The organism is Vibrio sp. 03_296, from assembly GCF_002265885.1.
On sequence record NZ_NPKW01000113.1, the window covers coordinates 1 to 10,441 of the forward strand.

Sequence of the window (10,441 nt, forward strand, 5' to 3'; positions counted from 1 at the left end):
CACCGCARGCTGAAACAGCTTGGTTACAAGCCGCCGTTCAGGTCAATTCAAATGAGTAGCTGGAAAAATGCACAGAGTCCCTTAGCCAGCTATGCGATGCCAAATCAATGGTTTAACGATCTTGGTTTGTTCAATATCGAGCATGTTAAGACAGGGTATGTGTTCAGCAATTATGCTGAATGGAAGTGTGCATGAGCCGTATACGAGGCCCGTACGTACGGTTCTGTAAGAGGGATGAGGCGGCAACGCCTCACCCTACTTGTTGTTTCTTAATCTCGTTTCCAGAGAATGTGACAGAACTTTTGGTCTGGATCGCGGCTAATCAGCATGCGAGCAAACACATCGTCTAGGACATCATTTTCTTCATTAACGAGACCAATGCGAACTTCTGCGTAGCTCTCTTTGTCAACGTCAAAGCCAACGTGACCAGCCCAATCATCGCTAATATCAACCAGCTCAGCAGCGCCACGATCATCAAATTGTGCAGTAAACAGAATGACATCGACTGGCTCTAGATTATCAGGCGCCATTTCGAGAAAAATGTCGTAAGCCGCGTCTATCGCATCATCGTAAGAGATTAAATCTGCCATGCTTACGCTCGGCTCATGTACTTACGTTCTGCCGTATTGATGATCACGCGATCACCTGTTGCAATGTACTCAGGTACTTGTACTACTAAGCCAGTTGATAGGCGAGCAGGTTTAGTACGAGCAGATGCAGAAGCGCCTTTGATTGATGGATCGGTCTCTTCAATCACAAGTTCAACAGATGAAGGAAGCTCTAGGCCTACTGATTCACCGTTAACTAGGATAACGTGGATACCTTGAGTATCTTCGTTGATGAACAGCAGATCATCTTCAACGTCAGCGTGTTTGAAAACGTATTGAGAGTAGTCTGCGTTATCCATGAAGATGTAGTCATCGCCATCGATGTAAGAGAATGAAACGGCTTTCTTGTTCATTTCTACAGTTTCTAGAACGTCGTCTGATTTGTAACGTTCTTCGACGCGAGCGCCAGTTGCTAGATCGGTACAACGCATTTTGTAGATCTTAGAACCACCACGGCCACCTGGAGTTGTTACTTCGATATCTTTAACCAGAAGGGTTTTGCCGTTAGATTCAATTGCAAAACCTTTTTTAATTTCACTTGCCTTTGGCATATCAGTTCCTATCGCGTTTTAGGGTTGATCAAAATCGCCGAATTATATACTCAACTCTGCGTAACTTGCGAGTACTGGAATCGAATAACTTGTCTATTTGCGTACCAAAGTCTTACTCTTGTATCTGAATGTCGCGACGACCGAGATCAGTTGCGCACTCAAGGCTTGATTCCTCGTGTAAGCTAAGCGAAGATTGGGCGTTTCTTAGAATTATCAACTTCGTATCCGATTAATGACTCTACCTGTTATCGATCCCAAACAACCTTTCCAAGCGAAATTTGAGCCAGTTATCAAAGATGTATTGATGTGCCTAAAAAGTGGCTTGGGAGACAACCTCCACAGTGTCTATGTTTATGGCAGTGTCGCTAGGAAGACGGCGCAGGAAGGCAAGTCGAATCTCGATATTGTTGTGGTTACCCATCGTCCATTTACCGAGCAAAGAGCCACGGTATTTAACACCTTGAAATGGCGTGTGCAAAAAAGTTTTCCCCAAGTGACCGGAGTGGCGGTAAAAACGGCGGAAGTACGAGATATAGCTTCTTTAGACAGTCTTTTTACTTGGGGCTTCATGCTCAAACACTGCTGTGTCTGTGTGTATGGCAGTGATCTTGCGGAGTGTTTTGGTGAATATGTTCCTAGTTGGGAAATCGCTAAGCATTGGAATATGGATGTCGAGGATTGGCTTGCCGTATATCGTAACAAAATTGCTCGCGCGACTTCCGTTGAGCAACAAATTGAACCGCAAAAGGTCATCGCTAAAAAACTTTTGCGGGCAAGCTATTCATTGGTGATGTACAAAGATCAGCATTGGTACGACGACCCAATAGAGTGTGGCCGCCAGTTCCTTCAATACCATCCAGAAAAAGAAGTCGAGATTCGTCGTCTAACGATATTGTTGACGGGTCAAGCCATTCCCAAGCGTTCGGTTGTAGGGCTATTGGATGGGTTTGGTGAGTGGCTAGTGAAGCAATATCAAAAAACGGAATTTAAAATCGGCTAATCATACCGTTCTCAATTTTTAATTTAGCGAGTGCTAATGTAGTCTATCCGCTGTTCTGTGCTAACTTTAAAAGGTGAAGGCGATTACAGGATCAGCACATGGAAAAGCAGGCAAGCTTGTCGTGGACGGTCGTTGGCATCAATTTGAAGAAGGTGAGCAAACGACTTGCCCCATCATTACAGGCAATTCGCGAAGGGATGATTTGGCTGATTCCCTGTTTGATGTTATCGGCTTTTGCGCTGTTCTTCGCCAGTATGGGGGAGTTTGTTGGCGGTGGTCGCAGTGGCTGGATCAATGCCCTTTACGATGTGCATAACGCGATTGCGGCATTTTTCCCCTATCTTATGACGGCTACCATCTCTTATGTGCTGGCGATGCAATGGAAATTGGCTCGCCCACCGATGGCCCTGCTTTCCATTATTTTTCTCCTTATTGTGGGTCACGTGGTACCCGCTGATGACACGTTGAAAATGTTTCACATCGTTATTGCGATTGTGACGCCGCTGTACGCTATTCCTATCTTGGCGCATTTGCTGCACGTGCCTCAATTGCGCATTACTAACTCCGACAGTGGGGGGAAGCTGGTCAAAGAGTCGTTGAACCTTGTTTTACCAGCACTGCTTACCGCGTTTATTGTCGTCGCTATTAATTACTTAATATTCAGCATGTTCAGCTTTGGTGATGGGTTGAAATTAGTACAACTCGATTATGCCAATGAGCCGTATGAGTTTGGTATCGCCTTTGCCGCGATGAACTCGCTGCTGTGGTTCCTTGGTGTTCACGGTTACTACGCACTGTTGCCACTGGTTGAGCTGTTACAGCAAGCAAGTTCGTTGAACTATTCCACCTTTGTCGCCGGAGGTGAAGGGCATTATGCGATGAACCTTTCCATGATGGGGACCTTTGTCTTCATTGGAGGAAGCGGAGCAACACTGTCATTAATCGTCGCCATGTTATTATTTGCGAAGCAGAAAAGTCTCAAATTAATAGCGATCGCCTCGATCCCTATTGGCTTAATTAACGTCAATGAAATTTTGCTGTTTGGTCTGCCCATTATCTTGAATCCTCGTATGTTTTTACCGTTTTTTTTAACACCGGCGGTGCATGTGGTGACGACCTTGCTTGCGATTGAAATCGGCGTTATCGACGTGCCAAGCGCGAGTGTGCCTTTTAATGCGCCAATTATTATTAACGCGTGGTTAGCAACATCTGGTGACTGGGGTGGGGTGCTACTGCAACTCTTTAACATTGCCGTTGGTGTGGTGATTTACTATCCATCGGTGAGAAACCTCAATCGTTTGTACAGCAATCGCGAAATCAAAATTGATTTCCTTGATACGGTGTACGTGAGACGCAGAGAAGAAGCGGACACCTTGAAAGATGACCCCATTGCGACTGCAAATGATCGCGCTCGCCGTGCTCAGGAAGTTGAACAACGATTAGAACACATTGGCCGCAAAGAGTTTTGTCTGGAGTATCAACCGCAAGTTTCTCATCAAACAGGCCGTGTGGTTGGTTGTGAAGCGTTAATTCGAGCTATCGAACCTGATGGTACGCTGGTGTATCCGGGTACGTTCTTGCCATGGCTCGAAGAAGCGGGCTTGATGAAAGATGTGGATCTTTGGGTGCTGAAAACGGTTGCAAAAGACATTCAAGAGTGGAATCGCATTGGCCTGTATGTGCCTGTTAGTATCAATCTTACCCCTGCTTTTCTTGCTGACAAAGAGTATATGGATAAGCTGGAATACATTTTGGCTCCTGTCGCGTCGCAAGTACACATTGAAATCACCGAAGAGACGTTGCTGGTGGATGAGCAGGTACTGGCGCGTTCTTTTAATCTGCTGCATCAATTAGGTGTGGCGGTGTATATTGATGACTTTGGTACGGGTTTCTCCTCGTTGTCTTACCTCAATCGATTTGAAGTCGACGCGATTAAAGTCGATCGCTCCTTTGTTTTGGCACTTGATAACGAAAAAGGAAAAAAAGTGTTCATGAGCCTTCTTTCTGTGGCCGAGCAACTGGGGTTAGAAGTGGTTATTGAAGGCGTTGAGTCGCAACAGCAATTGAACCATATTCCTGCCAAAGAGCACATCTCGATACAGGGCTGGTATTACAGCCGTTCACTGCAACACAACTCATTTATCCAATACTGCATCAACGCCAATCATATCAAGCCGATAGTGGAGATAGAGAAAATCTAGCTTTTCTTTGTGCTGGAAAACAGATCAAAAGAGGCCCAATTGTGAATCCGACAGTTGAGAGAAGTCTTTACCAATAAAAGGTAGAATGGCATCGGCAACCGGTTTGAGCTGTTTATCGACATAATGTTGGTAGTCGATCGCGCTCGATTGGTATTCCTTGGGTTCTGGCCCATTGAGCGTAATGAGATACTCAATACGTGCTCGATTTTGATATTGAAGTGGGCGCCCTAAGCGCTCATTGATTTCGTCTGCCATTCTTGCCGCTCGAACTTGAGGCGGGACGTTTTTCTGATAGTCGCTGAGTTTTCTGCGTAAGCGTTTTTGATAGACCAGCTCATCATCAAATGCACCCGCGCGAGTTTGTTCAACCATCTCACGCACATAGTCCGTTGGATCTTGGTCGTGAAAGATCATCATATAGAGTTGGTGCTGGAAACGTTGTGCCAATGACGTCCAGTCCGTTCTCGCACTTTCTAAGCCTTTAAACACGATTCGCTCTTCGCTACCTTGTTGAATCAATCCTGCATACCGTTTCTTCGAGCCTGTTTCGGCACCACGGATGGTTGGCATCAAAAATTTGCGATAGTGGGTTTCGTACTCAAGTTCAAGGATCGAGTTTAAATTGAACTCTTGCTCAAGATGATGCTTCCACCATTGGTTAATCAGGCTGACCAATTGGCGACCAATCGCATCGGCTTCTGGCTGCTCGAAACGACCATTGAGCGAAACAAAGGTTGAATCCGTATCGCCATATATGACTTGATAGCCCTGTTGTTCAATCAGCAGTTTTGTCTGCTTCATGATTTCATGTCCGCGCATCGTGATGCTTGAGGCCAACCGAGTATCAAAAAAACGGCAGCCCGATGAGCCAAGCACCCCATAGAAAGAGTTCATGATGATCTTAATTGCTTGAGAAAAGGCCTTGTCGTTGTTGCGTTTCGCGACATCTCGAGCTTGCCACAATGTTTCGATCATCTCGGGCAGGAAGTGTTTAGTGCGATGAAATTGACCACCACGAAAGCCCGGAACGGCTTGGTGTGTTGCTTTGCCACTTTCTAATTTAAGCCCTTCAACTAACCCAAGTGGGTCGATCAGAAACGATCGAATAATCGATGGATAAAGACTCTTAAAATCGAGCACTAAAACAGAATCGTAAAGTCCGGGCAGTGAGTCCATGACGTAACCACCGGGGCTTGCAACCCAATTTTCAGGCTGCAAATTGGGCGCGATGTAACCTGCACGATGCAGTTGCGGTAGGTAGAGGTTGGTAAAGGCCGCCACAGAGCCCCCGACGCGATCAAGTTCGACGCCCGTTAATTTAGATCGTTCAATCACGTACTCAAGTAAGTGAGTGTGAGCAAAAATTCGATTCACCAAGACGCAATCTTGTAAGTTGTATTTCGCGAGGGAAGGCTTGTCGTGGCGAAACATGTGATTAATTTCGGCCATGCGATCGTGCACATTGTGAATCGCTTTACCTTCGCCCAATAGTTCTCTTGAGACTGATTCGAGTGACCAAGAACGAAAGTGATAGGTGGCGGTTTTCAAAGTATCAATACCATCTAGGACGACGCGGCCGGGAATGGTAATAAATGCTTGTTGGCTTTGGCTCGATGAACGGAAATAACTGGTTTGGTTTCCTCGGCCGAGAGTCAGTTTTAACTGATGCCATTCTGCGCGCTTTTGCAATAATCGAAAGTCAAAATCAATAACATTCCAGCCGACGATAACATCTGGGTCAAATTGCTCAAACCAAGCAATCAAAGCAAGCAGCAATTGTTTTTCATCTTGGACCCACTGAATGGGTGTTTCGGCCGCTTCGGGCTCACCAATCATGATCACTCGGCTATCCATCGGGCTATCTAAACCGATGGAATAAAGAATCCCTTTTTCTGAACACTCCAAATCGAGTGAAACTACTTTCAACGTTGGCGTGTAATCCCCTTGCCGACACTTGGCATTGGTCACTTGAACATGGGTATTTTGCGTTTTAAAAGTGCCAGTAAACGCCAAAGAGCCGCGGATAAAGCGTTCCATTAAGTAGCGATCGGCTAGGCGAATGTCTGACTCCAACACCGTAATGTCGTGTTGAGTAAATAATGATGAGAGGGTATAAGCATCTCGATTGGTTTGACAGTAACACGCTGCCATAGGGGAGTGTGAGAAGTCTTTTAATGGAAGAGGCTTGAATTCCACTTGAACATCGGGATGATACTCGTTTGCTAAGCGTTGGGCATCTGCGCACTGATTATCATCGATGAAAAACACTGGTTTTTCACCATCAATAAGCAATTGGTGCGGCCCATCTTCTGTTGAGAGCCACAGTTCAATTTGAGTGCCTGAAAAGCGATCGCGTGCATGTCGAGTTAAGACAAAACCGTGAGTGATGGTCAAATCCGAATTCCAATTAAGAACAACTGCCCTGATGTTAGCAAATTGTCACTCAAGCGCGCGAAATTAAGTGTTGTTTCTTGCACGTTTGCTTAAAGTTTGAACGCCTAGCCCGTGATAAATATGATGGAGATAAAATTCCTGACGATTGGCCCGAAGTAAGTGTCTCCTTTTAAAAACAAAATTGTTAGAGTGACTTCCGATATTTGCCACCGTATCCAATAAGTCCTTGCTAAAGTTTGCGTTTCGGCACATATTCATAGAAGGCATTTTCAGAGTAAATGCAGTAATATAGGCAACTGTACTGATATCCACACTTGATGTGGAACAGAGCCAATTAATAGTGTGGAGATACAAGTTTGATCAATGTTTTCCTTGTAGATGATCACGAGCTGGTTCGCACAGGGATACGACGTATTATTGAAGACGTCCGTGGAATGAACGTAGCAGGAGAAGCTGATAGCGGTGAGAATGCGGTAAAATGGTGTCGTAGCAATCATGCAGACGTCGTTTTAATGGATATGAACATGCCTGGTATTGGCGGCTTGGAAGCTACCAAGAAAATTTTGCGTGTTAACCCTGACGTAAAAATCATCGTCTTAACTGTTCATACGGAAAATCCGTTTCCAACTAAAGTGATGCAAGCGGGGGCTTCTGGTTATTTAACCAAAGGCGCTGGCCCAGATGAAATGGTGAATGCAATTCGTATTGTCCACAGTGGACAACGTTATATTTCACCAGAAATTGCGCAGCAAATGGCGTTAAGCCAGTTTTCGCCTGCGTCCGAAAACCCTTTCAAGGATCTCTCTGAGCGCGAGCTTCAGATCATGATGATGATCACGAAAGGTCAGAAGGTGACAGATATTTCTGAGCAGTTAAATCTCAGTCCTAAAACTGTCAACAGCTATCGTTATCGTTTGTTTAGCAAACTATCGATTAATGGTGACGTAGAGTTGACCCATTTGGCGATTCGCCACGGAATGTTAGATACCGAGACTCTCTAGTGTGACTCAAATTTTTGATTCGGTATCTTTTCTCAAGACAGTAACTCATCAGCCTGGCGTTTATCGAATGTATAACGCCGAGGCTGTTGTTATTTATGTCGGTAAAGCCAAAGATCTCAAAAAACGCCTCTCAAGCTACTTCCGCAAAAAAGTCGACAGCGAAAAAACCAAAGCGTTGGTGAGTAATATTGCCAAAATTGATGTGACCGTGACGCACACAGAAACGGAAGCGCTGATTCTTGAGCACAATTACATTAAGCAATATTTGCCGAAGTATAACGTCCTGCTGCGAGACGATAAGTCTTATCCCTATATTTTCCTTAGTGCTCATCGCCATCCTAGGGTATCTCTGCATCGTGGTGCTAAGAAGAGAAAAGGCGAGTATTTCGGACCTTATCCGGACTCCGGTGCAGTACGTGAAACCTTGCACTTGATCCAGAAGATTTTCCCGGTGAGACAGTGTGAAGACACCGTCTATGCGAATCGAACACGTCCTTGTTTGATGTACCAGATTGGTCGCTGTGCAGGCCCATGTGTCAGCAGTGTCATTTCTGATGTCGATTATGCCGAGCTGGTGGGTTACTTACGTCTATTTTTACAAGGTAAAGATAACCAAGTTCTAGAGCTTTTAGTGCAGAAGATGGAACTGGCAAGCCAGCAGCTTAAATTTGAAGATGCGGCAAAATTTCGTGATCAGATCCAAGCGATTCGTCGTGTTCAGGAACAACAATACGTTTCGGAAGATAGCCAAGAAGATATGGATGTGCTCGGTTTTGCACAAGAAAACGGCATTGCATGCATCCATATCTTGATGATTCGCCAAGGTAAGGTTCTGGGAAGTCGCAGTCATTTTCCTAAGATTCCTCAAAACACCAATGCGCAAGAAGTGTTTGACAGCTTCTTGACGCAATACTATTTGAGCCACAACGAAGCTCGGACGATTCCATCGCGCATCATTCTCAATCAGGAACTGGCTGCGGATGTCGAGGCGATTCAGCTGGCGCTTAGTGATGTCGCTGGGCGGAAAGTACAGTTTCATACCTCGCCATCTGGGTCTCGTGGTCGTTACCTCAAATTGTCGAATACCAACGCGTTGACGGCAATGACGACCAAAATCAATCATAAGATGACGATCAATCAACGCTTTAAGGCATTGCGTGACGTCCTTGCGATGGACTCGATTGCTCGTATGGAGTGTTTTGATATTTCTCATACCATGGGCGAAAGTACGATTGCCTCTTGTGTGGTGTTCAACAGTGAAGGCCCGGTTAAGCAAGAGTATCGTCGCTACAATATTACCGGAATCACAGGTGGTGACGACTATGCAGCCATGGGACAAGCTTTAGAGCGTCGTTACGCCAAACAACTGGATGTCGAGAAAATTCCAGACGTTATTTTTATTGATGGTGGTAAAGGGCAACTTAATCGAGCACACGAAATCATCGCGCAATACTGGGGAGATTGGCCGAAGCGACCCGTCATGATCGGTATCGCAAAAGGGGTCACTCGTAAACCAGGTTTGGAAACTTTGATTACGGTTGATGGCGATGAGTTTCATTTGCCAAGTGATGATCCGGCTCTACATTTAATCCAGCACATCCGTGATGAAAGCCACAATCATGCAATCGCTGGGCACAGAGCGAAGCGCGGAAAAACGCGCAAAACGAGTGCGTTAGAGGGCATTGAAGGCGTAGGGCCCAAACGCCGTCAGGCGCTGTTGAAATACACGGGAGGCTTACAAGAGCTCAAGCGTGCAAGTGTTGAAGAAATCGCCAAAGTGCCGGGCATCAGTCACTCTTTGGCAGAAATTATCTATCAAGCATTGAAACAATAGTGAAAATCCAGCACCATTAGCGCGCAAAGTGTAAGAGAATAATAATATGCGTTTGAACATCCCCAACATATTGTCACTAATGAGATTATTTCTCATCCCAGTGTTTGTCGTTGCGTTTTATCTTCCCTATTCATGGGCTCCTTTTGCTGCGGCAATGGTGTTTTGGGTTGCCGGTTTTACCGATTGGCTCGATGGGATGTTAGCAAGAAAACTGGGTCAAACGTCTCGTTTCGGTGCGTTTATCGATCCAGTGGCGGATAAAGTACTAGTGGCAACCGCCTTGATTTTGATTACAGAACACTATCATTCCATATGGGTAACGATTCCAGCCGTGACCATGATTGCAAGAGAAATCATCATTTCAGCACTGCGTGAGTGGATGGCAGAAATTGGTAAGCGTGCCAGCGTTGCGGTTTCTTGGGTGGGCAAGGTAAAAACCGTGAGTCAAATGTTTGCGCTTTGGGTATTGATCTGGCGTTATGACGATTGGATGGTTTGGTTAGGTTTCGGTGCATTGTACATTGCCACATTCCTAACTTACTGGTCGATGGTGCAGTATTTGATGGCCGCGAAAGATGACTTGTTGAATGAAGAACATCACTAATATAGAGAAAACGGGCGCAAGCCCGTTCAGATTGATGACGAACCCCGCTTTTTAAGTGGGGTTCTTTTTTGGAAGCGACCGTAGGTCGCGATCGTGATATTTTTTGTTATATCGTGCGCAGAAGTTTCCATTCATTACATGGGTATACAGAAGCAAGTATCTGCCTTATTTCTGCCATATTTAAGCCCATTTTTCGTAGATAGTTCACCACCAACGCTATCTTCTTGATGTTTTGGGCTGCCGCTGCC

At 45.5% G+C, this 10,441-nt stretch carries 8 protein-coding genes and 1 pseudogene; 6 read left to right on the forward strand and 3 right to left on the reverse strand.

What is annotated here, in order from left to right:
* Window positions 1-195, forward strand: a pseudogene (locus CIK04_RS13880) (group II intron reverse transcriptase/maturase); the annotation flags it as partial.
* Between the two features lie 74 nt (window positions 196-269).
* On the opposite strand, the gene CIK04_RS13885 reads toward CIK04_RS13880, so the two are convergent.
* Together CIK04_RS13885 and yeiP are read right to left on the reverse strand one after the other, a co-directional pair.
* Window positions 270-590: an HI1450 family dsDNA-mimic protein gene (locus CIK04_RS13885; protein WP_011149935.1), complete on the reverse strand. Its 321-nt coding sequence runs from the start codon at window positions 588-590 to the stop codon at window positions 270-272.
* Between the two features lie 2 nt (window positions 591-592).
* The gene (gene yeiP, locus CIK04_RS13890; RefSeq protein WP_017422344.1) at window positions 593-1,159 is read right to left on the reverse strand and encodes an elongation factor P-like protein YeiP; all 567 of its coding nucleotides are present in this window, start codon (window positions 1,157-1,159) and stop codon (window positions 593-595) included.
* Between the two features lie 232 nt (window positions 1,160-1,391).
* Between yeiP and CIK04_RS13895 the strand changes: the two genes are divergently transcribed.
* Both CIK04_RS13895 and CIK04_RS13900 read left to right on the forward strand, forming a co-directional pair.
* Window positions 1,392-2,159 (forward strand): nucleotidyltransferase domain-containing protein, encoded by a 768-nt coding sequence (locus CIK04_RS13895; RefSeq protein ID WP_038963049.1) that lies wholly within the window; start codon window positions 1,392-1,394, stop codon window positions 2,157-2,159.
* Between the two features lie 98 nt (window positions 2,160-2,257).
* On the forward strand, window positions 2,258-4,360 hold the full coding sequence (locus CIK04_RS13900; protein ID WP_097353635.1) for a PTS sugar transporter subunit IIC/EAL domain-containing protein: 2,103 nt from the start codon (window positions 2,258-2,260) through the stop codon (window positions 4,358-4,360).
* A 24-nt stretch (window positions 4,361-4,384) separates the two neighbouring features.
* On the opposite strand, the gene CIK04_RS13905 is transcribed toward CIK04_RS13900, so the two are convergent.
* Entirely contained in the window at window positions 4,385-6,754 is a 2,370-nt protein-coding gene (locus CIK04_RS13905) for a DNA polymerase II (protein WP_097353634.1), read from the reverse strand.
* 356 nt (window positions 6,755-7,110) lie between these two features.
* Here CIK04_RS13905 and uvrY point away from each other — a divergent pair, with 356 nt between their 5' ends.
* The 3 genes from uvrY to pgsA are packed head-to-tail and all read left to right on the forward strand — an operon-like array spanning window position 7,111 to window position 10,193.
* Window positions 7,111-7,755 carry a UvrY/SirA/GacA family response regulator transcription factor gene (uvrY, locus tag CIK04_RS13910; protein WP_011080857.1) on the forward strand — a complete coding sequence of 215 codons (645 nt, stop codon included), beginning with the start codon at window positions 7,111-7,113 and terminating at the stop codon, window positions 7,753-7,755.
* Window position 7,756: 1 nt separating this feature from the next.
* Window positions 7,757-9,589: an excinuclease ABC subunit UvrC gene (uvrC, locus tag CIK04_RS13915; RefSeq protein ID WP_045613810.1), complete on the forward strand. Its 1,833-nt coding sequence runs from the start codon at window positions 7,757-7,759 to the stop codon at window positions 9,587-9,589.
* A gap of 46 nt (window positions 9,590-9,635) precedes the next feature.
* Window positions 9,636-10,193: a CDP-diacylglycerol--glycerol-3-phosphate 3-phosphatidyltransferase gene (gene pgsA / locus CIK04_RS13920; protein WP_017422339.1), complete on the forward strand. Its 558-nt coding sequence runs from the start codon at window positions 9,636-9,638 to the stop codon at window positions 10,191-10,193.
* Window positions 10,194-10,441 lie beyond the last annotated feature (248 nt).